Below are 23106 nucleotides of genomic sequence, written 5' to 3' on the forward strand. Positions count from 1 at the left end.
TGACCGGTCGGTGAGCACCGCGCAGAACGGGGCCACGGCCCCCCGGGCGGACGCCCCGGACCCCATCGAGGCGGTGCCGCTCCGGCACCCGTGGCGGTGGGTCTCGGCGACGATCGTTCTGGTACTCGTGTTCCTGTTCGTCTGGGGCGCGGCGACCAACCCGGCCTACGGTTGGGACACCTACGGCCAGTACCTGTTCGACACCCGGTTCGGCATGGCGGTGTTCTACACCATCGCGCTGACGGTGCTGTCGATGATCCTCGCCGTCATCCTGGGGGTCGTCCTCTCGGTGATGCGGATGAGCAGCAACCCCGTGCTCAAGGCCGTGGCGTGGGTCTACCTGTGGATCTTCCGCGGGACCCCCATCTACGTGCAGTTGCTGTTCTGGGGCCTGATCTTCACGCTGTACCGGCAGGTCCAGTTCGGCATCCCGTTCACCGACTTCCAGATCGTCCGCTTCGACGACACGATGGTGTTGTACTCGGCATTCTGGCTGGCAGTGGTGGGTCTGGCCATGAATGAGGCCGCCTACATGGCAGAGATCGTGCGGGCGGGCATCTCGTCCGTCCCGGAGGGCCAGGCCGAGGCCTCCACCGCGCTCGGCATGTCGTGGGGTCAGACCATGCGCCGCACCATCCTGCCGCAGGCCATGCGGGTGATCATCCCGCCCACCGGCAACGAGCTGATCTCCATGCTCAAGACCACCTCGCTCGTCGTGGCCATCCCGTTCTCCGGCGAGCTCTACGGTCAGGCCAGGGACATCTCCGGGGTCAACTTCCAACCCATCCCGCTGCTGCTGGTCGCGGCCACCTGGTACCTGGTCATCACCAGCGTCCTGATGGTGGGCCAGCACTTCCTGGAGAAGAAGTTCTCGCGCGGCGCCACCCGCCAACTCACGGGCAAGCAGCTGCGGGCACTCGCCGAGGCGGACGGCCTCACCCCCTCCGGGCTCGCCGCGGCCAGGGGCACCGATCAGTCGGGAGGAATGCCATGACTCCGATGGTCAGGGCCGAGCAGGTCTGCAAGAGCTTCGGCTCGCTGAGGGTGCTCAAGGGCATCGACATCGAGGTGGACGCCGGAGAGGTGCTGTGCCTCGTCGGCCCGTCCGGGTCCGGCAAGTCCACATTCCTCCGGTGCATCAACCACCTCGAGCGTGTCGATGCCGGTCGGCTGTACGTCGACGGCGACCTGGTGGGGTACCGCGAGAAGGGGGACAAGCTCTACGAGATCTCGCCCAAGCACGCGGCCAGGCAGCGCCGGGACATCGGGATGGTGTTCCAGCACTTCAACCTGTTCCTGCACCGCACCGCCCTCGAGAACGTCATCGAGGCCCCGATGCTGGTCAAGGGCGAATCCCGGGCTGAGGCCACCGCGCGGGGAAGGGATCTGCTGCAGAAGGTCGGGCTCTCGGCGAAGGCGGACGCCTATCCGGCGCAGCTGTCCGGTGGGCAGCAGCAGCGGGTGGCCATCGCCCGCGCGCTGGCGATGGAGCCCAAGCTCATGCTGTTCGACGAGCCCACCTCGGCCCTGGACCCCGAGCTGGTGGGTGAGGTCCTGGGCGTCATGCGTGACCTCGCCGACGCCGGTATGACCATGGTCGTGGTCACCCACGAGATGGGCTTCGCCCGGGAGGTGGCCGACACGATCGCCTTCATGGACGACGGTGTCGTGGTCGAGGCCGGGCGCCCGTCCGAGGTGCTCGGGGCGCCCCGGCACCAGCGGACGCAGGACTTCCTGTCCAAGATCCTGTAGCCCGCGCCGCGAGGTCGGGGCCGGGCGGTCAGGGGAGAGTGGCCACGAAGATGGCGGTGCCGGGGAAGACGCTGCCCCGCATGGGGCTCCACTGCCCCCACTCGCGGTCCAGCCACTCCGGCCATTCCGGTTCGATCAGGTCCCGGACCACGAATCCGGCACCCACCAGCTCCCGGATCCGGTCGCCCACCGTGCGGTGGTGTTCGACGTAGGTCAGCCCGCCCTCTTCGTCGTACTCGGTGTACGGCGTCCGGTCGAAGTACGGGAACGCGGCGACGAGTCCCTCGGGGCCCGGATCGTCACGGAAGATCCACCGCATCGGGTGGTTGACGGAGAAGACGAACCGTCCGCCGGGCCGGAGCACGCGTGCCGCCTCCGCCATGACGCCGGCGGTGTCCGCCACGAAGGGGATGGCCCCGAACGCGGAGAACGCGACGTCGAAACTGTCGGCGGCGAACGGCAGGCGGCCGGCATCGGCCTGGATCAGTGGTACGCCGGCCGCCGGGCCCGTCGACCTGCTCGCGGCCTCGGCGCCCACGCGGAGCATCCCGGCGGAGAGGTCCACGGCGACGGCGCGGGCCCCGCGGCCGGCGATCCACCGGGAGCACGGCGCCGAACCACAGCCGATCTCCAGGACGTCGCGGCCCGCGACGTCGCCGAGGAGATTCCAGTCGCCCTCGTGCAGGCTCTCAGGGCACCACACGAACTCGCCGTCAGGGGAGTGGGCACCGAGGAAGTCGCCGTGTTCGTCGTGGTACTCGACCGCTTCGGTGTCCCACCATGTACGGGAGGCGCGGACGGACTCACCATGGTCGGGGGGGTTTGTGGACGTCACGCTGGCAGAGTACAGTTGACCGTCGCGTGCGTACACGCTCGTGAACATCTGTCCACCTACGATTCCTATCCACTCCGGAGCACCCCACCCTATGACCACCAAAACCACCTCGCCGCAGGTAGCCGTCAACGACATCGGCTCCGCGGAGGACTTCCTCGCCGCCATCGACGCCACGATCAAGTACTTCAACGATGGCGACATCGTCGAGGGCACGATCGTCAAGGTCGACCGCGACGAGGTCCTGCTCGACATCGGATACAAGACCGAGGGCGTCATCCCCTCGCGCGAACTTTCCATCAAGCACGATGTCGACCCCGGTGAGGTCGTCGAGGTGGGCGACGAGGTCGAGGCCCTGGTCCTGACCAAGGAGGACAAGGACGGCCGTCTGATCCTGTCCAAGAAGCGCGCCCAGTACGAGCGCGCCTGGGGCACGATCGAGGAGCTCAAGGAGAAGGACGAGGCCGTCAAGGGCACCGTCATCGAGGTCGTCAAGGGCGGCCTCATCCTCGACATCGGCCTGCGCGGCTTCCTCCCCGCCTCCCTGGTGGAGATGCGCCGCGTCCGCGATCTCCTTCCCTACGTGGGTCAGGAGCTCGAGGCCAAGATCATCGAGCTGGACAAGAACCGCAACAACGTCGTGCTCTCGCGTCGTGCATGGCTCGAGCAGACCCAGTCCGCGGTCCGTTCCGAGTTCCTGCACCAGCTGCAGAAGGGGCAGGTCCGCAAGGGCGTCGTCTCCTCGATCGTCAACTTCGGTGCGTTCGTCGACCTCGGTGGCGTCGACGGTCTCGTCCACGTCTCCGAGCTGTCCTGGAAGCACATCGACCACCCGTCCGAGGTCGTCGAGGTGGGCCAGGAGGTCACCGTCGAGGTCCTCGACGTCGACCTGGACCGCGAGCGTGTCTCGCTGTCGCTCAAGGCCACCCAGGAGGATCCGTGGCGGCACTTCGCCCGGACCCACGCGATCGGTCAGATCGTACCGGGCAAGGTCACCAAGCTCGTCCCGTTCGGCGCCTTCGTGCGCGTCGACGAGGGCATCGAGGGCCTCGTCCACATCTCCGAGCTGGCCGAGCGCCACGTCGAGGTCCCGGACCAGGTCGTCACGGTCAACGACGACGCCATGGTCAAGGTCATCGACATCGACCTCGACCGTCGTCGTATCTCGCTCTCGCTCAAGCAGGCGGACGAGGACTACACGGAGGAGTTCGACCCGTCGAAGTACGGCATGGCCGACAGCTACGACGAGGCCGGCAACTACATCTTCCCCGAGGGCTTCGATCCCGAGACCAACGAGTGGCTCGAGGGCTTCGAGAAGCAGCGTGAGGAGTGGGAGAACCGCTACGCGGAGGCCGAGCGTCGTCACAAGATGCACACCGGTCAGATCGAGAAGGGTCGCGCCGCTGCCGCGGAGGCCGCGGAGGCCGCGCCGACCAACTACTCGTCTGAGTCCGCTCCGTCGTCGTCCCGTCCCGCAGCTGCGGAGACCAGCAGCCCGGCCGAGTCGACCGGTGGTTCGCTGGCGTCGGACGAGCAGCTGGCCGCCCTGCGTGCGAAGCTCGCCGGCGGTGAGTGACCTCGCAGCCTGAAGACGCCTCGGGCGCCTGACGGCTCGGACCACGGCCCCGGACGGTCGTCCCACCTCGGTGGGGCGCCGACCGGGGCCGTGGTCTATTTCCGCTGGTTGCCCCGCAGACGGGTCCGCCCGGGTCCGAGTGCGGCGGCACCGCGGAACGTGGAGGCGGAATGGGGAGGTGGAGTGGGGAAGCGGAGCGGGGAGGCCGAGGCGGAAAGCGGAGAGGGCAGGTGGAGTGGGAAGGCCGCGGCGGAAGGCTGAGTGGGGTGGCGGGGGTCGTGGGCCGCGTCCATCCAGACATGCGCATGAGACGGCTTGTCCCTGCTTTTTTTATTGGTAATGATTGTCGTTATGCACAATCTGAGACCGCACCGCCGCGTGCGCGGCGCAGCCGCCCTGACCCTGACCGCCACCCTTCTCGCCGCCTGCGGCACCACCGCGACCCCCGCTGAACCCGGTGCGACGACCGGTGGTGACGACGAGCACGCACATTCCGAGGTGGAATCCGGAGGGCCCACCGAGCAGCGCAGGGCGATGCCCCGACTGGTGGCGACGTACGACGGCGGACTGCTCGTGCTGGACGCCGAGACCCTCGAGCAGGTCGCAGACATTCCCATGGACGGGTACAACCGGGTCAACCCGTTGGGCGATGACCGGCACGTCGCCGTGTCGACCACCGGAGGGTTCCGCGTCCTGGACGTCGGCACCTGGGGCGAGCCGCACGGGGACCACGCGCATCACTACACGTCTCCTCCCACTCTGACCGGAGTGAGCGTGGAGGCGACCAAACCCGGTCACGTCGTCGTCCACGATGGTCGAACGGCGTTCTTCGACGACGGCACCGGCGAGATCACGGTGGTCGACAGCGGCGAGTCCGCAGACCCCGACGCCGACCGACGGATCCTCGATTCAGAGCATCCCCACCACGGTGTGGCCGTCGCCGGTGATGACGGCGTGGTGGTGAGCACCCTCGGCGACGAGGACACTCGCGTGGGACTCCTCGCCCGCGACGCTGAGGGCGCCGAGATCGCCCGGACCGAGGACTGCCCCGGAATCCACGGCGAAGCGGCCGCACGGGACGCTCTCGTGTTCGGCTGCACTGACGGCGCCGTCGTCTACTCGGACGGTCGGTTCACGAAGCTCCAGGCCCCCGACGCCTACGGCAGGATCGGCAACCAGGCCGGGTCGCCGGTCTCGCCGGTCGTCCTCGGGGACTACAAGGTCGACGAGGACGCCGAGCTGGAGCGGCCGGAGCGCATCTCTCTGATCGACACCCGTGGGCCCACACTCCGCCTGGTCGACCTCCCCGCCAGCTACAGCTTCCGGTCACTCGGCCGGGGGCCGGCCGGGGAGGCCCTGGTACTGGGAACCGACGGGAAGCTCCACGTGATCGACCCCGAGACGGCCGAACTCGTCCGATCCATCGACGTGGTCGAACCGTGGAGTGAATCCACGGAGTGGAAGGACCCGCGCCCGACCCTGTACGTCCACGGCGGGATCGCGTACGTCACCGAACCGGCGGCCAAGCGGGTCGTCGCCGTGGACCTCGGCACGGGCTCGATCCACGCCGAGACCACGCTCCCGCACGAGACGGACGAGCTCAGTGGCGTCGGCGGGGACGCGCCCGGGTCAGGGCACTGACGGCGGCGGCGGGGCGGCTGGTGCGTCAGGTCGTCTCCGGACACCGCGCCGGTCGCTCCGGGCGACCGTGTGGTGACCCTCTCCGTCACCCGCACCCGCCGAGAGCGCCGACGGTCGCCTAGACTCCGAAACATGCTGATGGTGGGTCTGACCGGTGGGATCGGTGCCGGCAAGTCAACGGTGACGACAGTGCTCGCGGAGAACGGTGCGGTGATCGTCGACGCGGACCGTATCGCGCGGGAGATCGTCGAACCGGGGACCCCGGGGTTGGCGATGCTCGTCGCCGAGTTCGGTGACGACATCGTGGGGCCCGACGGTGCTCTCGACCGGGCTGCACTCGCCGCCCGCGCCTTCGTCGACGCGGACCGTACCGCCGCGCTCAACGCCATCACCCATCCGCTGATCGGGGAGCGTACCGCAGAACTGTTCGAATCGGCGCCTGAGGACGCGATCGTCGTGCACGACATGCCCCTGCTGGTGGAGGGCGGGATGACCCCGGCCTATCACCTGGTGATCGTGGTGGACACCCCGGCGGAGATCCGCCTCCGACGACTGGTGGAACAGCGCGGGATGCCGGAGGACGACGCCCGCGCCCGGATGTCCCGCCAGGCGACCGACGAGGCCCGCCGGGCGGAAGCCGACGTGCTGATAGACAACTCAGGGGACCGCGAACCGGTCCGGGACATCGTCCGCATGCTCGTCGAGTTGCGTTTGCATCCCTTCGAGCACAATCTGCGCACCGCGACACCCGTAGTGGGTGACCGCACCGTGGTGCCGTTCCGGCCCGAATGGGCAGCGGAGGCGGCGAGGGCGGCGGCGCGGCTACGCCACGTGCTGGGGGAGGTCGCGACCCGTGTCGATCACGTGGGCCCGACCGCCGTCGACGGTCTCGATTCGCCTGACATCCTCGACCTGCAGGTGACGGTGCGGGACGAGGCGGCCGTCGAGCGGGCGCTGGCGCTCCTGACCGATGCGGGATACGTGCGGGACCGCACCAGTGAACGCCCGCTTCTGCACTGGTGTGACCCCGCTCGGCCCCTCGAGGTGTCCGTCCTCTCCGAGGACGATCCGGAGCACGAGTTCGCGCTGCTGATGGCCGAGGCCATCGGCGCGGACCCGGGCGCACGGGTGGAGTACTCGGAGATCCTCCGCCGCGCCAACCGCGAGGAGACCCGTGAATGGGAGCGGACCCGCTGAGGCGTCGGATCCCTCGGTGATCACTCCGTCGGGACCGCGCCGCCCACCAGTTCGGACACGGGCACCTGCCGGACGACCTCGGACGTGGCGGGTCCGGCCGGGGCCGTGGACCTGCGGAGATTGCTCGGGAAGAGCTCGGACAGACTGGTCCGCACGAGGAAGACGTTATAGGCATTCCACGTGGTGACCAGGTAGTACAGATCCTCACCCTGGGCCCACGGATGCATGAACGCGCCGTAGACGCCGGGGAGCATGGAGTAGTCCACCAGGGCGGTGGGCCCGGTCCAGGGACCCTCCGGTCGGTCCGAGGTGCGGAGCACGACCGAGTTGTAACCCGAGGAGTACATCGCGGTGTACTTGCCCAGGTAGTCGTTCCACATCACCGAGAGTTCGCTGGCCGGGCGGGGCAACACCTGCTCGGCGGTCCCCGGGTCGGCGACCCAGTCCGCGCCGTCCCAGTACCGGTAGGCGGCTGGGTCGAGGACTCCCGCGGCGGGCGGGGCTCCGTCGGTGCCGTCCAGGTCCGCCGCCGTCGGAGATCCGGCGAGCGGAACCCGGGCGAGGATCGCCGCACCCTGGCGCCCTGACGGCGTGAGGTACTCGTAGAGGTGCTCATCGGTCGTGAGGTAGGAGCTCATCTGCGAGTCCCGCCAGGCGGCGTCCACGGGGGGCGCACCCTCACCGACCGGCACCGCAGAGGTGATCGGCCGGGCCAGGGCGGGTACGACGGTCCAGTTCTCGCCGTTGTCGGTGGAGTAGGCCAGTCCCGAGTAGTTGGTGGTCCACGAACCCGGTTGGCCCCAGTTGGCGACCGACATGAAGCGCAGGTACTGGACCCCCTCGACCGAGATCCCCGCGGTCGGGATGATCGTGACCTCCCCGGGTAGCCCCGAACGGGGAACGAGGGACTTGGCCAGACCGTCGGCCCCCGTGGCCGCGGAGTCGACGGTCACCCCGTCCGCCAGGTCGGCGTCACGGGACCGGAACAGCACGTTCGACCGCCACTGGCTCCCGGGGACGGTGCAGTCACCCATGGTGTCCCCGAACGCCATGAGGATCTGCGGATCGGTGGCGTCACCGTTGTCCCACATGATGCCGAGATCGGTTCCGGCCACCCCGTAGCGGCTGATCGACTCGGTGGGACTCGTGGGCCCGGTGACGAGCTGGAGGAACTGCGTGGGACCGCGGAGGACGGGGACGGTGCCCTCCTCCCCGGTGACCCACGGGGGCATCCCGTAGACGGATCCGGTCACCGTGTTCAGGGAGCCGGAGAGTCCGTTGCCCAACGACCCCGTCTCCAGCTGCTGCACGAGCGAGCCGGAGCGGTCCGCCGAACCCATGGCCCGCGAGGTGGACCCGAGCGACCCGGAGGACCCCGAACCGAGTGACCCCAGAGAACCCCCCGCCATACCGGCGCCGGTCTGGTTCTCGAGCAGCGACCCGAAGTTGCCGAACATCACGCTGCACGGACCGGCCGCGGCGGTGCCGATCCCGGTGGTGGCGAGCGTCGCGACGGATGTCGTGACCGCGATCAGACCCGCCGCGGCCAGCCGCGGTAGAGGGCGGCGCATCTCAGGCCCCCGGGATGGGGAGACGCTCGATCAGTACGGTCTCACCGGTCTCGGCGGGGTCGGGGGTGTCACGGGTCCAACTGTCGTCGGCCGCGCGCATACGGGCGTTGGGGTTCGGCAGGGTCCGCGCCGGGATCCGGTTCAGATCGGTCTTCATGAGGAAGACGTTGTAGGCGTCCCAGGTGGACATGGTGAAGTACAGGTCCGACCCCACCGTCTCGACCGCCGGGCTCCAGGGGTGGATGAACGCGCCGTACAAGGTGGGCACGTGGGCGTACGACAGCAGGATGTCCTCGCCTGACCAGGGCCCCTCGGGCGTTGCGGACTGCCGCATGACGATGTCGTTGTTCCCGTTGGTGTACAGCGCGATGAAGCGTCCCAGGCGCGGGCTCCACGACACCGAGAGCTCACTCACCCGGGAGGGGAGCACGGTGGCGGTGGCCTCGTGGTCCGCCGCCCACCCGGTCCCGTTCCAGAACTCGTAGGCCGACATGTCCTCTATCGAGTCCTCGGGCACCCGGGCGAGGGTCACGGCGCCACTGCGGCCAGACGGGGTGAGGTATTCGTAGACGTAGCCGTCGTGCTTGAGGAACGCGCTCATCTGGCCGGCGGTGTGGGTCGTGAACGGGGCTCCGAGGTTCGCCGGCACGAGTCGCGCGCTCCCGGTACCGGTCCGGGCGGTGCCCGCCACCGGGGTCCAGTTCTCCCCGTTGTCCCCCGACGCCGCGAGCGCCGAGTAGTTGGTGACCCACTCGCCGGGGGCGCCCCAACTGGCGACGGACATGTACCGGAGGTACTGCGTGCCACCCACCTCCACACCGGCGGTGGGGATGACGGTCACCTCACCGGGCAGGTTCGAGCGGGGAAGAATGGACTTGGCCAGACCGGCCCTCTCCATTGGGGCGTCGTCGATCCGCATCCCGTTCGACAGCGTGCGGTCGGACGAGCGGAAGAGGATGTTGCTGCGCCACTGGTCTCCCGGGACACTGCAGTCGCCCATTGTGTCACCCAGGGCCATCATCACCTGCGGGTTCGAGGCGTTCCCGTTCTCCCACAGGATTCCCAGGTCGGTGCCGGAGATCCCGAACCGTTCGACCGTCTTGTTGGGGCTCGTGGGTCCCGTGAGCAGTTCCACTGTCGTCGTGCGTCCCTCGAGGACGGGGATGTATCCGCTCGCCCCGTTCGCCCACGGGGTGGCCGGGTCGCCGACCGGAGTGGTGGCGGATCCCGAGAGGGAACCCGATCCGCCGATCCCGCCGGTCCCGCCGGACGGGGGCCACGGGTCGCAGGGCGCGGCCGCCGCGACGGGCGAGAGCACGGTGAGAGTCCCTGCCGCGAGAGCTACGGCGGTCGCCGTCGCGAACGGCCCGGTCCGCGGACGGGGGCGATCGGTACGACGACAAGAGCGGGTCCAGGCCACGGGGTTCTCCAAACGAGACAACAGAAGGTCAGCGAGCTTGAGCAAAGGATAGTTGCCTCCTCTCACATCCGAGGGGCGATCGCTGTAAGGCGGGGGTGTGCCGCGACTCGTAAGCTGGCGGCATGGCTTTCGCGACCGAGATCCCCGACGACGGGGTCCCCGCCGACCCGACCGTTCTCTCATACTCGGAGTTTCGTCCGATCGGGGACGTCGAACGGACCACAGACCGGTTCGAGGTGGTCAGTGAGTTCATCCCGTCCGGGGACCAGCCGACGGCGATCGCCGAGCTCACCGGGCGGCTGGGGCGTGGGGAGCGGGACATCGTGCTGCTCGGTGCCACCGGTACCGGTAAGTCCGCCACGACGGCGTGGCTGATCGAGCAGGTCCAGCGCCCGACGCTGGTGATGGCTCCCAACAAGACCCTCGCCGCGCAGCTCGCAAACGAGTTGCGAGAGATGCTCCCCAACAACGCGGTCGAATATTTCGTCTCCTACTACGACTACTACCAACCCGAGGCGTACATCGCTCAGACGGACACCTTCATCGAGAAGGACTCGTCCATCAACGACGACGTGGAGAGGCTCCGGCACTCGGCGACGTCGTCGCTGCTCTCCAGACGGGATGTCGTGGTGGTCAGTTCCGTCTCGTGTATCTACGGCCTCGGCACACCGCAGTCCTACCTCGACCGGTCCGTGGCGTTGTCGGTCGGTCAGGAGGTCGAGCGCGATCGGCTCCTGCGACTGTTGGTGGACGTGCAGTACGAGCGCAATGACGTCTCGATGACGCGCGGGACGTTCCGTGCAAAGGGCGACACGGTCGACATCATCCCCACCTACGAGGAACTCGCCGTCCGCATCGAGTTCTTCGGTGACGAGGTCGACGCGCTGTACTACATCCACCCGTTGACCGGGGACGTGGTGCGGAAGGTCGAGGAGGTCCGGATCTTCCCGGCCACCCACTACGTGGCCGGTCCCGAGCGCATGGCGAAGGCCATCGCCTCGATCGAGGAGGAACTGGAGGTGCGACTGGCGGAACTGGAGAACCAGGGCAAGCTCCTCGAGGCGCAGCGCCTGCGGATGCGGACCTCCTACGACATCGAGATGATGCAGCAGGTGGGCTTCTGCTCCGGTATCGAGAACTACTCGCGACACATCGACGGGCGCGCGGCGGGCAGCTCGCCGGCGACGCTGATCGACTACTTCCCCGAGGACTTCCTCACCGTGATCGACGAGTCGCACGTCACCGTCCCGCAGATCGGCGCCATGTTCGAGGGCGACGCCTCGCGCAAGCGCAACCTCGTGGACTTCGGTTTCAGACTCCCGTCAGCGCTCGACAACCGACCTCTCACGTGGGAGGAGTTCTCCGATCGGGTAGGCCAGACCGTGTACCTCTCGGCCACCCCCGGCAAGTACGAGATGGGACGGGCGGGGGGTGAGTTCGTCGAGCAGGTCATCCGACCCACCGGGTTGGTGGACCCGAAGATCGTCGTCAAGCCCACCAAGGGGCAGATCGATGACCTCCTCGGTGAGATCCGCGCGCGGGCGGACCGCGACGAGCGGGTGCTGGTGACCACCCTGACCAAGAAGATGTCCGAGGACCTCACCGACTACCTGCTGGAGCTCGGGGTGCGGGTGCGCTACCTGCACTCCGAGATCGACACGCTGCAGCGGGTGGAGTTGCTCAGGGACCTGCGCCGCGGCGAGTACGACGTCCTGGTCGGCATCAACCTGCTCCGAGAGGGGCTGGACCTGCCCGAGGTCTCGTTGGTGGCGATCCTGGACGCCGACAAACAGGGCTTTCTGCGCTCGGCCACATCGCTCATCCAGACCATCGGCCGTGCGGCCCGCAACGTCTCCGGTGAGGTCCACATGTACGCGGACTCCGTCACCGATGCGATGCGCCAGGCCATCGAGGAGACCGACCGTCGGCGTGAGAAGCAGGTCGCGTACAACACCGAGCACGGGATCGACCCGCAGCCGCTGCGTAGGAAGATCGCCGACATCCTCGACAGGGTCGGCGAGGAGAAGGACGGGGCGTCGTCCTCCGACCCGAGGGAGCGGCCCGAGCTCGTGGGTGCGCGGGTGGCGGGACAATCGGCACGGCCTCGCAAGGAGCTCGAGAAGCTCATCGGGGAGATGACCGAGCAGATGATGTCGGCGGCCACCGACCTGCGGTTCGAGTTGGCGGGACGGCTCAGGGACGAGATCGGCGAGCTGCGCAAAGAACTCAAGGGGATGCGTGAGGCGGGCATCGACTGACCCGTCGCTGTGACGTCCCGCGCTTACCGGGCACGGAGGGGACCCACTCGCACTACTCTGGGTAGAACTTGTTGCCGACGAGAGGAAGAGAATTGAGCGCCTACAAGAAGGTGGTCGTGGGTACGGACGGCTCGGAGTCGTCCTACCGGGCCGTCGATCGTGCCGCGTCACTTGCCGCCGACGAGTCCGCGACCCTCGTGATCGCCTGCGCGTACGTGCCCGCCGATCCGCGTTCGGTCAGCCAGGCCGCCGATCAACTCGGCGACGATGCCTACCAGATCCGCGGTGACAACCCTGCCGAGGACATCGTCCGGACGGCCAAGGACAGGGCGGTCGCCGCAGGGGCGTCCACCATCGAGGCGCGCACCGTCAAGGGAGCGCCTGTCGAATCGCTCATCAAGCTCGCCAACGAGGTGGAGGCGGACCTGCTCGTCGTGGGCAACAAGGGTCTGAACTCGCTGACCGGCCGTCTCCTGGGGTCGGTGCCCGCAGACGCGGCCCGCCGGGCCGTCTGCGACGTGCTCATCGTCCACACGACCTGAGTCCCGCACGGGCAGGAGCAGGCCGGGGACGCTCCGTCGCACTCAGCCGCAGAGGTGGGCCCGGCTCGCGTCGATGATGGCCCGGCCCACCTCGGCGGTGTCGCGCTCTGCGTCCTGAGCAGCTATCGCACTGGTGAGAGGGCGGATGCGATCGAGGATCGTGTCGGTGTCGGCTCCGTCGGTGATACTCCGGCAGATCCCGATCCCCACCTCCACGGTGGTGGCCGCGGTCATCTCGGTGGGTAGTCCGAAGGCAGTCAGGTCGTCGAGGAACTCCTGCTCGCTTCCGTTTCTGGCGGGGCCTCTCGCGCTGCCGTCGACCGGCTCGCTCTCCGAGGTGGCGGCCCCCTGGCCGGCGGTCTCCGCCTTCACGGTCCGGTCGGGGACCTCGTCCGCGGCTGCGCATCCCGCACTCACCGCCATGAGTGCGAACAACGCCGAGGCGGCCGAGATGCGTAGCGGGTTGACGCTCATGCGGTGAGCTCCTGTGCGTCATCCGTGACGGCCTCGCGGATCCGCGAGAGCAGAGGGCCGAAGCGGCCCGGCTGGACGAGGATGAGTTCCTGGGTGGCACGGGTGGCGCCGACGTAGAGATCTTGGAGCCCCTGCGGTGATCGGTCGAGGACGTGCTCCGGATCCACCACCACGACCACGTCGAACTCGAGTCCCTTGGCCAGGGCCAGTGGGAGGACAGAGGTGTCGGGTCGTGTCGCGGCGACGGCTCTCCTGAGGGCGGCGATCTCGGCCACGCTCCCGCGCTCGAGATCATCGGGAAGGAGTACGGCCACGGCACGCTCCTCCGGGACGAGTGACAGCTCCTCGGCCACCACCCTGCCCACCGAGCCCGTTGCCGTCTCGAACCACGCCACCGGCCGGCGTCCGGCGCGTACCGGCCGCGGCGAGGTCGCACCCGGGTCGATCTGGGCGAGCAACAACTCCGCCACCGCGGACACGGTCTCGGGGGTGCGGTAGTTGACGGTGAGTTCGCAGAGAACCCACCGGTCGTCCACGTAGGGCGACAGCGCGTCTTCCCACGAGTCGATGCCGGCCGGGCTGGAGGTCTGGGCGACGTCACCCACGAGGGTCATCCAGCGGTTGGGGGAGCGGCGCATCAACACGCGCCACGCCATCGCGGACAGCTCCTGCGCCTCGTCGACGATCACGTGGCCGAACGCCCACGTCCGGTCGGCGCCGGCGCGATCCGCGACGGTGAGGTCGGAATCCGCGCTGTGCCGACGGGCCAGCGATTCGGCGTCCACGACGTCGTAGGCCATGAGGACTTCGGGGTCCAGGTCGTCCTCGATGTCCTGGACCGCCGATCCGGTGAGGATCTCGAGTGCCTCCTCCGCCTGGCGGACCTGTTCGGCCCAGGCGCGGTCCGCCTCACTGCCGTCGGCGGCAGGGTCCTCGCCCAGCATCTCGGCGAGCTCGTCGAGCAGCGGGACGTCGGCGACCGAGAACGCCTCGCCGTCCTCGCGGAGGAGAGCCGCCTGATCCTCGGCCACGTAGTCGCCGGCCGCCTCGGCGATGCGCTCTGGACTGGAGAACAGGTCGGACAGCAACTGCTCCGGCCGCAGTGTGGGCCACCACTCGTCGATTGCGGCGAGGACCGACGGCGCACCCTCGACCTCTGCGCGCAGCGCCGCACGGTCCTCCGCGTCCAACAGTGGACGGGCGGGGTCTCCGAGATCTCCGACCCCGTCCCCGTCGGGGGACCAGGCCGCGTCCTCCGCGTGCCCCACCGGATCGGTCAGGGCGGCCACGTATTGCTCCGTGAGGGCGTCGATGATCCTCGCCGCGAACGTGGAGCGCGCCTGATTGTGCGGGCGGCGCGTCATCCGGGCCCGGCCGCGGGCAGCGCGCACCGCCGCGGGCGTGAGAACGAGGTCGTGTCCCTCGCACCGCACCACGACATCCGTCTCCGGGGCGAACTGACGGGCGCGGACGGCGGCCTTGAGGATGTCGACCATCTCGCCGGAGCCCTTGACCTCCTCGCCGCGGAGCGTTTCGGAGCCGGTGGCCCGCACGCCGGGGTAGAGGTCGGCGAGGGTGCGCAGCACCACGCCCGACTCGCCGAGGGAGGGCAGGACCCGCGCGATGTAGTCGAGGAACCGCGCGTTGGGTCCGACGATGAGGACACCACTGCGATCGAGTCGGCGACGGTGCGTGTAGAGCAGGTAGGCAGCGCGGTGCAGTGCGACGGCGGTCTTGCCCGTCCCCGGCCCGCCCTGGACCACCAGGACACCGGCGTGGGGGCTGCGGATGATCTCGTCCTGCTCGCGTTGGATGGTCGCGACGATGTCGGTCATGTGACCTGATCGCGCGCTGTCCAGGGCCTCGAGGAGGGCGGATTCCCCCACGACGTCGTCGTGGTCCTCCGGCACCTCGCCGTCGACCGGAGCGGTGAGGAACTCGTCGTGGACCCCGATGACCCGCCTGCCGATGGTGCGGAGATGGCGACGACGATGTGCGCCCTCCGGCCGGGCGGTGGTGGCCAGGTAGAACGGCCGGCTGTGGTCCGCGCGCCAGTCCAGCAGGAGCGGGGTGAGGTCCTCGTCGTCGTCTCTCAGTCCCACGCGTCCGATCCGACGCACCTCACCGTCCTCCATGTCCAGACGGCCGAAGTACAGGCCCAGGTTGGCGGCGTTGTACGCCGCCAGTTCCGACGAGTAGAGCCGGGCGAAGGACTCCCTCTCGGATCGCGCCTGTGGTGTACCCCCGGTGCCACGGAGGACGGCATCGAGGCGGGCCCGGGTGTCGGCCCGGAGTTCCTCGAGACGATCGAGGAGACGACCGAGGTGGCGCTGTTCCTCGTCGACGGCGTCGTGTCCCGTCATGGGCGCTCCTCTCGGGTGTGCGGACTGCGCATCGGGTGGGTGGTCCGCGCAGCGCAGGACAACCAGGCTACCGGGTGTCGCGCGGGGCCCTCCGCCGCCGATGGCCCCCCGACGCCGACGACCCCCCGACGCCGACGACCCCGCCGGTGAGGGCGGGGTCGTCGACTGTCGGTGCGGGCGCACCGGGTGGAACGGTCCGTGTCAGGGGCGGATGGCGGCTGCCGCCGTGGCCCGGGCGCGGTCACTCGACTTCTTGGCGACGGCCACCTTCTTGCCGGCGTCCTTCTTCGCCTTCTTCCTGGCCGAATCGGCGGCCTTGCGGAGCTCCTTGGAGTCCACCTTGCCGGCGCGGGCGGTGGCGACGTCCCGGACGTGTGCCGCGCGATCGCGGGCGACCTCGCGGGTCCCGGCGGCCTGCTCGGCGGCGACATGGGCGGCGGCACCGGCCTGGTCCCGAACCTGGGCTGCGATCGGGGCGGCCTGCTTCCTGGCCGCGGCGGTGCGCTCGCGGAGGAGTTCGGCGACCTCCGGGGCCTTCTCGCGGACGACACCGGCGAGGCCGGACGCCTGCCCACGGACCTGGTCGGCGACCTCGGGGGCCTTCTCGCGGACGGTCTCGGCGACCTCGGGGGCCTTGTCCTTGACCGTGTCGGCCACACCACGGGCCTGGTCGGCCACGTTGTGGGCGACCCCCGCGATGGCGGCGCCGGCGGCGACGGACTCGGCCTTGGCCCCGGGGAGCCTGGCCGAGACCTTGTCCCCGGCCTTGCGGGCCCGCCAGGTCAGACCCGGCTGGCCCGCTGTGTCGACCGAGGCGAGCAGGAGCGCGCCGAGCAGGGCGACGTCCGTGGCCAGACCTGTGGTCTTGCGGCTCTTGGCGGCCGGGTCGGACTCCGCCCAGAAGTCATTGCGGGTGACTGTCGTGGGCAGGTGAGACGCCGTGAGCGCGAGGGCCGACAGGCGGGGAGCCTTGCCGAGCGCGAACAACACGCCCGCGCCGACCTTGACGCCCGCGAGAGTCTTGACCAGGGTCTCGGTGTCCTTGGTGACCGGCGGGACCGAGGTGGTGACGTGCTCGTTCACGGCCTGCTCGCCCTTCTCCACAAGCGGTGCGGCCTTGTCCACGAGAGGCGCTGCCTTGGCGACATGGGCCTGCGGATTACGTAGCGTCTCCACGCCGTCGATAACGAACACCGTGGCGAGCATGGGTCGTGCGAGTCGTCGGATCATCGTTCCTCCTGGGAATTGGGATGCGTTGTCGAACCTAGTGAAAACCCCCGCGATCCGCCTCCGGTCGGAGGATCGTGCCCCGGTATCCGCTCTCCGGACCGGGGTGATGCGCAGGGATGATCGGCCGTGACGTGCGTCAGATAACGATTGGGATTCGCCTGTCGGCTGGTGCCGGTACGTGTCACCAGCCGCGGTCGCGCCACGTCCCGAGGTTCGGACGCTCGGCGCCGAGAGTGGTGTCGTCCCCGTGTCCCGGATGGACCACCACGTCGTCGTCGAGCACCGCGAACACACGGGCCTCGAGGTCGTCCATGAGGGTCGCGAACTGCTCCGGCGTGCCGGTCTTTCCCGGCCCGCCGGGGAAAAGCGAGTCCCCGGGGAACAGATGGGTCCCCTCATCGGTGCGGAGCACGAGCCCGATGCCGTCCGGGGTGTGTCCCCGCAGGCCGATCACCCCGAGGCGGAGATCCCCGACGACGATCTCGTCGCCGTGCGAGACGTGGCGGTCCGTCGGCACGTGGATGTCGCCTGCGTCACCCGGGGAGGCGATGGTGGTGAGGCCGAGGGCGTCGACGGTCTCGGGGAGGCCGATCCAGTGGTCGGCGTGCAGGTGAGTCGTCAACACCTCCTTCACACCCGGGGCCTCCGCTCTCAGGTGCGCGATGAGCTGGGGGGCGTCGTTGGCGGCGTCGACCAGGAGCACCTCGCCCGTCGAGACGGACTCGATCACGTAGACATTGTTGTCCATCTCACCGACGGAGATCTTGGACAACCGCGCCGGGCCGACAGTCCAGCGCTCGCCGGTCAGACGGCCACCCAGGCGACCGGAGTAGCCCTCGGTGAGGGTGATGTGCTCGGGAACGGAATCGGTGGGATTCGACATAACTGCAGGCTACTGGCGGCAGCGGTGGTTCGTGGTGGTAAGCGTGTCGGTGTTCGTTGGTACCTTCGTCTGCGGGAACGGCGGCCGTGCGGCGCGTACGGCCGTCGCCACGGGTCCGTGGCGGCATCCCCCCTCGGAAGGAGTACCCATGGTGGACCGTCTGGTCGTCCGCGGCGCACGTGAACACAACCTCAAGGGCGTGGACGTGGACCTCCCGCGCGACTCCCTGATCGTCTTCACCGGTCTGTCGGGCTCCGGCAAGTCCTCGCTGGCGTTCGACACCATCTTCGCGGAGGGCCAGCGTCGGTACGTCGAATCCCTCTCGTCCTATGCGCGGATGTTCCTCGGTCAGATGGACAAGCCGGACGTCGACTTCATCGAAGGCCTCTCCCCGGCGGTGTCGATCGACCAGAAGTCCACCAACCGCAACCCCCGCTCGACCGTCGGCACCATCACCGAGGTCTACGACTACCTGCGTCTGCTCTACGCCCGGGCGGGCGTCCCGCACTGTCCGACGTGCGGAGAGGTGATCTCGCGTCAGACCCCACAGCAGATCGTCGACCAGATCCTCGAGGGGGAGGAGGGCGCCCGGTTCCAGGTGCTCGCGCCGGTCGTGCGTACCCGCAAGGGCGAGTTCGTCGACCTGTTCGCCCAGCTCGCGGCCGACGGGTACAACCGGGTGCGGGTCGACGGCGAGCTCCACACCCTCGCGGAGCCGCCCATCCTCAAGAAGCAGGAGAAGCACGACATCGAGGTGGTCGTGGACCGCCTCGCCGCCAAGCCGTCCTCCCGCCAGCGGCTCACCGACTCCGTCGAGACCGCATTGGGACTGGCGGACGGCATCATAGTGATCGACTACGTGGACGTCGACGAGGCCGACCCCGGCCGGCGTCGCCGGTTCTCCGAGCACATGGCGTGCCCCAACGGCCATCCGATCGGGCTGGACGACCTGGAACCGCGCGCGTTCTCGTTCAACTCGCCCTATGGCGCCTGCCCGGTGTGCGACGGACTCGGCTCACACCTCGAGGTGGACCCCGACCTGGTGATACCCGACCCCGAACGGTCGTTGGCGGACGGCGCGATCGCCCCGTGGTCCGGGGGACAGAGCGCCGACTACTTCCAGCAACTGCTCTCGGGTCTGGCCGACGACATGGGCTTCGACCTGCGGACCCCCTGGCAGGACCTGCCCACCAAGGTGCGCAAGGCGGTGCTCGGAGGGGCGTCGACGAAGGTCCGGGTGCGGTACAAGAACCGTTTCGGCCGGGTCCGCACGTACGACGCCAAGTTCGAGGGCGTCATGTCGTTCCTCAAGCGCCGACTGGAGCAGACGGAGTCGGAGTCGCAGAAGGAGCGCTATCAGGGGTACATGCGCGAGGTGGCGTGCCCCGCCTGTGAGGGGACCCGTCTCAAGCCGGAGATCCTCGCCGTCACGATGACCGGCCCCGGCGGGCGTGACCGGTCGATCGCGGACATCTCCCGGATGTCCGTCGCGGACTGCGCGGAGTTCCTGGGCGGCCTCGAGTTGGACTCCCGCCAGGCGATGATCGCCGGTCGGGTCCTCAAGGAGATCCAGGCCCGGATGGGATTCCTGCTCGACGTGGGGCTGGACTACCTGTCCCTTGACCGCGTGGCGGGCAGCCTGTCCGGCGGCGAGGCCCAGCGCATCCGGTTGGCCACCCAGATCGGGTCCGGCCTCGCCGGCGTGCTCTACGTCCTCGACGAGCCGTCCATCGGGCTGCACCAGCGGGACAACCGCCGCCTGATCGACACGCTCGTCCGGCTGCGCGACCTGGGCAACACGCTCCTCGTGGTGGAGCACGACGAGGACACCATCCGCTCGGCCGACTGGATCGTCGACATCGGCCCGCTGGCGGGAGAACACGGCGGACGGGTCGTGCACTCGGGGGACTACGAGGGACTGCTGGCCAACAAGGAGTCGCTCACGGGCGACTACCTGGCGGGCCGACGGTCGATCGCGGTGCCCGACAGGCGGCGTGATCTGAACGCGGAGAAGCTGCTCCACGTTCGCGGCGCCCGTGAGAACAACCTCAAGAACGTCGACGTGGTGTTCCCGGGCGGCGTGCTGTGCGCCGTCACCGGGGTCTCGGGCTCGGGCAAGTCCACCCTCGTCAACGACATCCTCGCGACCTCGCTGGCCAACCAGCTCAACCGCGCACGCCAGGTGCCCGGTCGGCACTCCCGTATCGACGGGGTGGAGTCGTTCGACAAGCTGGTCCAGGTGGACCAGTCGCCGATCGGCCGCACCCCGCGGTCCAACCCGGCCACGTACACCGGGGTGTTCGACAAGATCCGCACACTGTTCGCGGCGACCACCGAGGCCAAGGTCCGGGGCTACAAACAGGGTCGTTTCTCGTTCAACGTCAAGGGCGGGCGCTGTGAGGCGTGCCAGGGGGACGGCACGCTCAAGATCGAGATGAACTTTCTGCCGGACGTCTACGTCCCCTGCGAGGTGTGTCACGGTGCCCGGTACAACCGCGAGACCCTCGAGGTCCACTACAAGGGCAAGACCATCGCCGAGGTGCTCGACATGCCCATCGAGGAGGCGTGCGACTTCTTCGAACCGATCACCTCGATCCACCGCTATCTCAAGACGCTCTCGCAGGTCGGCCTGGGATATGTGCGGTTGGGTCAGTCGGCGCCGACGCTGTCGGGTGGTGAGGCGCAGCGGGTCAAGCTGGCGGCCGAGCTACAGAAGCGGTCGAGCGGACGGACCGTCTACATCCTCGACGAGCCCACCACGGGTCTGCACTTCGAGGACATCACCAAGCTCCTCCTGGTGATCCAGGGGCTGGTCGACAAGGGCAACACCGTGATCGTGATCGAGCACAACCTGGACGTGATCAAGAGCGCCGACTGGGTGATCGACATGGGTCCCGAGGGGGGTGCCGGGGGCGGGATCGTGGTGGCCGAGGGCACACCGGAGCAGGTGGCGGCGGTGCCGGAGAGTCACACCGGCCGGTTCCTCGCGCAGGTCCTCCCCGCTGATGCGGTGATACCTCCCGGGGACACTCGGTCTGCGCCGTCACAGCCAGGGAAGGTGCCCGCGAAGAAGTGGCCTGCCAAGAAGGTTCCCGCGACGAAGGCGCCCGCCAAGAAGGCGGCGGGCAAGAAGGAACCCGCCACCACGACCGCAGCGAGCAAGACCGCGGCCAAGGCGGCGCGCAAGGCTCGCGCGCTGCGTTGATCCACCACCGGGGTGGTCGATCGTGGCGTCGACCTGTCCGGGGGCTCGGGGCGGTGTGGGGTCAGTAGGTCAGTAGACGGGGCCGGTGAACTTCTCACCGGGGCCCTCACCGGGCTCGTCGGGGAACGCGCTGGCCTCGCGGAACGCGCGCTGCAACCCCTGCAGGCCGTCCCGCACCACGCTGGCCTGCGGGCCGAGGTACTCGGCGGAACCGGTCACGAGGCCGGCGAGCGAGGTGATCAGCTTGCGTGATTCATCGAGGTCCAGGTGTGGGCTCGCGGTCGGGTCGTCGTCGGACAGGCCCAGCTTCTCTGCCGCGGCGCTCATGAGGACGACGATCGAGCGGAAGATGATCTCCTGGGCGGGAACGTCGGCGAGCTCGACGATCTCGACCTCGCGGGCGTCGAGATGGTCCCCGAGAGCGTTCTCGGCGGCCGAATCAGCGGCCGGATCAGTGGACGCGGGTTGGTCGGTGTTCATGCCGAACACTGTCCCACGGACCGCCCGCCGCCGGGCGGTCGGACCGGTTTGGGGGTCCCCGGTAATCCTGGTAGAGTTCTGCACCGACTGTGGGAATCCGCTACGTGGTGGGTTCCGACGTCCAAGAGGAGCCCGATCTCCCACCATCCGACGCCCCAGGTAGTTTGATGGTCACCACCCCCGACGAGGGGTCTGCGAGTGTATCGCAGGCGAGCCGTCGTCGATGGGTGAGGAGTGAGAGGCCCCCGGCATCCGTGCTGTGGGGCCTTCTCGGTTTCGCCGGTGTACCCGGTGGTGCCGGGGGTCCCTCGAGGGCGGATGCGCGGCCGCGCCAGTGGTCGTGACAGAGCACCATCTACCGAGGAGGGCCCATCAGCGCCGAAGCACGTATCAACGAACGAATCCGTGTCCCCGAAGTCCGACTCGTCGGCCCCGGGGGCGAGCAGGTGGGGATCGTTCGCGTCGAGGATGCACTTCGTCTGGCCCTCGAGGCCGATCTGGACCTCGTAGAGGTCGCGCCCACCGCGCGCCCGCCGGTCTGCAAGATCATGGACTACGGAAAGTTCAAGTACGAGGCGGCGCAGAAAGAGCGCGAGTCACGGAAGAACCAGCAGCAGACCGTGGTCAAGGAGCAGAAGCTCCGGCCCAAGATCGACACCCATGACTACGAGACCAAGAAGGGGAACGTCGTCCGTTTCCTCGAGAAGGGCTCCAAGGTCAAGGTCACGATCATGTTCCGCGGTCGGGAGCAGTCCCGTCCCGAGCTGGGATTCCGGTTGCTCCAGCGGCTGGCGGACGACATCACCGAATACGGATACGTCGAGACCAGCGCCAAGCAGGACGGCCGGAACATGACCATGGTCGTGGCCCCCCATAAGGGTGCCAAGACCCGCGTCAAGGCGCAGGAGTCGAAGGTCACCGACCCCGCCTCGGAGTAGGCCTCCAGCACCACAACGACCAACGGACGCACGTCGTCCGCTCACCCGAGACCCCGCCGGTCTCCGGGACGAACCATGTGAGGAAGACCGATCATGCCGAAGATGAAGACCCACAAGGGCACCGCCAAGCGCTTCCGGAAGACCGGAACGGGCAAGCTCGTGCGCCAGCAGGCCAACCGCCGCCACATCATGGAGAAGAAGCCCACCAAGCGCACCCGTCGTCTCGACGGCCGTACGGACGTCGCCCCGGCTGACGTCCCCCGCATCAAGCGGCTTCTCGGGCTCTGAGCCCTCTCCCAAACGTAGAACCTTCGGTCGCCGTGAGGCGACCACCCAGATCAGTGAGGATTGACCAGTGGCACGCGTGAAGAGGGCAGTCAACGCCCAGAAGAAGCGTAGGACCGTACTCGAGTCCACCAAGGGCTACCGCGGACAGCGCTCGCGGCTGTACCGCAAGGCCAAGGAGCAGATGCTCCACTCGATGACCTACAGCTACCGTGACCGTCGCGCTCGCAAGGGCGACTTCCGGAAGCTGTGGATCACCCGCATCAACGCGGCGGCCCGCGCCAACGACATGACCTACAACCGCTTCGTCCAGGGCCTCAAGCTCGCGGGCGTCGAGGTGGACCGCAAGGTGCTCGCCGACCTCGCGGTCACCGACCCGGCCGCCTTCACGGCGCTCATCGAGGTCGCTCGCAAGGCCCTGCCGGCCGACGTCAACGCCCCGGCTGCCTGACGTCTGCG

19 protein-coding genes are annotated in these 23106 nt (G+C 68.8%); 11 read left to right on the plus strand and 8 right to left on the minus strand.

Annotation, left to right across the window (positions count from 1 at the left end):
- Window positions 1-10 precede the first annotated feature (10 nt).
- A complete protein-coding gene (locus tag A6048_RS07020) occupies window positions 11-994 on the plus strand; it encodes an amino acid ABC transporter permease (RefSeq protein WP_107748404.1) in 984 nt (327 codons plus the stop codon).
- Complete coding sequence (locus tag A6048_RS07025) at window positions 991-1752, plus strand: amino acid ABC transporter ATP-binding protein (RefSeq protein ID WP_107748405.1); 762 nt, start codon at window positions 991-993, stop codon at window positions 1750-1752. Before A6048_RS07020 ends, A6048_RS07025 begins: the two co-directional genes overlap by 4 nt.
- A gap of 28 nt (window positions 1753-1780) precedes the next feature.
- Here the strand turns inward: A6048_RS07025 and A6048_RS07030 are convergent, their stop codons facing one another.
- Complete coding sequence (locus tag A6048_RS07030; RefSeq protein WP_107748406.1) at window positions 1781-2635, minus strand: class I SAM-dependent methyltransferase; 855 nt, start codon at window positions 2633-2635, stop codon at window positions 1781-1783.
- 43 nt (window positions 2636-2678) lie between these two features.
- On the opposite strand from A6048_RS07030, the gene rpsA reads away from it, so the two are divergent.
- The 3 genes from rpsA to coaE all read left to right on the plus strand — a co-directional run bounded on the left by rpsA (window position 2679) and on the right by coaE (window position 6998).
- Entirely contained in the window at window positions 2679-4160 is a 1482-nt protein-coding gene (gene rpsA / locus A6048_RS07035; RefSeq protein WP_095717229.1) for a 30S ribosomal protein S1, read from the plus strand.
- Between the two features lie 351 nt (window positions 4161-4511).
- A complete protein-coding gene (gene aztD, locus A6048_RS07040) occupies window positions 4512-5801 on the plus strand; it encodes a zinc metallochaperone AztD (protein ID WP_107748407.1) in 1290 nt (429 codons plus the stop codon).
- A gap of 132 nt (window positions 5802-5933) precedes the next feature.
- Window positions 5934-6998, plus strand: coding sequence for a dephospho-CoA kinase (gene coaE / locus A6048_RS07045; protein WP_107748408.1), 1065 nt, complete (start codon window positions 5934-5936; stop codon window positions 6996-6998).
- 20 nt (window positions 6999-7018) lie between these two features.
- Here coaE and A6048_RS07050 read toward each other — a convergent pair whose 3' ends face one another.
- On the minus strand, window positions 7019-8569 hold the full coding sequence (locus A6048_RS07050) for a glycoside hydrolase family 183 protein (RefSeq protein ID WP_107748409.1): 1551 nt from the start codon (window positions 8567-8569) through the stop codon (window positions 7019-7021).
- A gap of 1 nt (window position 8570) precedes the next feature.
- The gene (locus tag A6048_RS07055; protein ID WP_235027308.1) at window positions 8571-9887 is read right to left on the minus strand and encodes a glycoside hydrolase family 183 protein; all 1317 of its coding nucleotides are present in this window, start codon (window positions 9885-9887) and stop codon (window positions 8571-8573) included.
- Window positions 9888-10111: 224 nt separating this feature from the next.
- On the opposite strand from A6048_RS07055, the gene uvrB reads away from it, so the two are divergent.
- Both uvrB and A6048_RS07065 read left to right on the plus strand, forming a co-directional pair.
- Complete coding sequence (gene uvrB, locus A6048_RS07060; protein ID WP_107748410.1) at window positions 10112-12247, plus strand: excinuclease ABC subunit UvrB; 2136 nt, start codon at window positions 10112-10114, stop codon at window positions 12245-12247.
- Between the two features lie 92 nt (window positions 12248-12339).
- Complete coding sequence (locus A6048_RS07065) at window positions 12340-12789, plus strand: universal stress protein (RefSeq protein ID WP_107748411.1); 450 nt, start codon at window positions 12340-12342, stop codon at window positions 12787-12789.
- Window positions 12790-12831: 42 nt separating this feature from the next.
- Here A6048_RS07065 and A6048_RS07070 read toward each other — a convergent pair whose 3' ends face one another.
- The 4 genes from A6048_RS07070 to A6048_RS07085 form a co-directional block, all read right to left on the minus strand.
- Entirely contained in the window at window positions 12832-13263 is a 432-nt protein-coding gene (locus A6048_RS07070; RefSeq protein ID WP_107748412.1) for a DUF732 domain-containing protein, read from the minus strand.
- Window positions 13260-15626: a HelD family protein gene (locus A6048_RS07075; protein WP_107748413.1), complete on the minus strand. Its 2367-nt coding sequence runs from the start codon at window positions 15624-15626 to the stop codon at window positions 13260-13262. Before A6048_RS07075 ends, A6048_RS07070 begins: the two co-directional genes overlap by 4 nt.
- A 201-nt stretch (window positions 15627-15827) precedes the next feature.
- Window positions 15828-16856 carry a DoxX family protein gene (locus A6048_RS07080; RefSeq protein WP_107748414.1) on the minus strand — a complete coding sequence of 343 codons (1029 nt, stop codon included), beginning with the start codon at window positions 16854-16856 and terminating at the stop codon, window positions 15828-15830.
- 181 nt (window positions 16857-17037) lie between these two features.
- On the minus strand, window positions 17038-17739 hold the full coding sequence (locus tag A6048_RS07085; RefSeq protein ID WP_107748415.1) for an MBL fold metallo-hydrolase: 702 nt from the start codon (window positions 17737-17739) through the stop codon (window positions 17038-17040).
- Window positions 17740-17887: 148 nt separating this feature from the next.
- Here A6048_RS07085 and uvrA point away from each other — a divergent pair, with 148 nt between their 5' ends.
- Window positions 17888-20944 (plus strand): excinuclease ABC subunit UvrA, encoded by a 3057-nt coding sequence (gene uvrA / locus A6048_RS07090; RefSeq protein ID WP_107748416.1) that lies wholly within the window; start codon window positions 17888-17890, stop codon window positions 20942-20944.
- 69 nt (window positions 20945-21013) lie between these two features.
- On the opposite strand, the gene A6048_RS07095 is transcribed toward uvrA, so the two are convergent.
- Window positions 21014-21424 (minus strand): DUF1844 domain-containing protein, encoded by a 411-nt coding sequence (locus tag A6048_RS07095; protein WP_107748470.1) that lies wholly within the window; start codon window positions 21422-21424, stop codon window positions 21014-21016.
- 353 nt (window positions 21425-21777) lie between these two features.
- Here A6048_RS07095 and infC point away from each other — a divergent pair, with 353 nt between their 5' ends.
- The 3 genes from infC to rplT all read left to right on the plus strand — a co-directional run bounded on the left by infC (window position 21778) and on the right by rplT (window position 23098).
- Complete coding sequence (gene infC / locus A6048_RS07100) at window positions 21778-22362, plus strand: translation initiation factor IF-3 (RefSeq protein WP_107748417.1); 585 nt, start codon at window positions 21778-21780, stop codon at window positions 22360-22362.
- Between the two features lie 93 nt (window positions 22363-22455).
- Window positions 22456-22650 carry a 50S ribosomal protein L35 gene (gene rpmI, locus A6048_RS07105; RefSeq protein WP_007630819.1) on the plus strand — a complete coding sequence of 65 codons (195 nt, stop codon included), beginning with the start codon at window positions 22456-22458 and terminating at the stop codon, window positions 22648-22650.
- A gap of 67 nt (window positions 22651-22717) precedes the next feature.
- Complete coding sequence (rplT, locus tag A6048_RS07110) at window positions 22718-23098, plus strand: 50S ribosomal protein L20 (protein WP_095717216.1); 381 nt, start codon at window positions 22718-22720, stop codon at window positions 23096-23098.
- The last annotated feature ends 8 nt before the right edge of the window (window positions 23099-23106 follow it).

It is taken from the genome of Dietzia psychralcaliphila (genome assembly GCF_003096095.1).
In the GTDB taxonomy this organism is placed as follows: domain Bacteria; phylum Actinomycetota; class Actinomycetes; order Mycobacteriales; family Mycobacteriaceae; genus Dietzia; species Dietzia psychralcaliphila.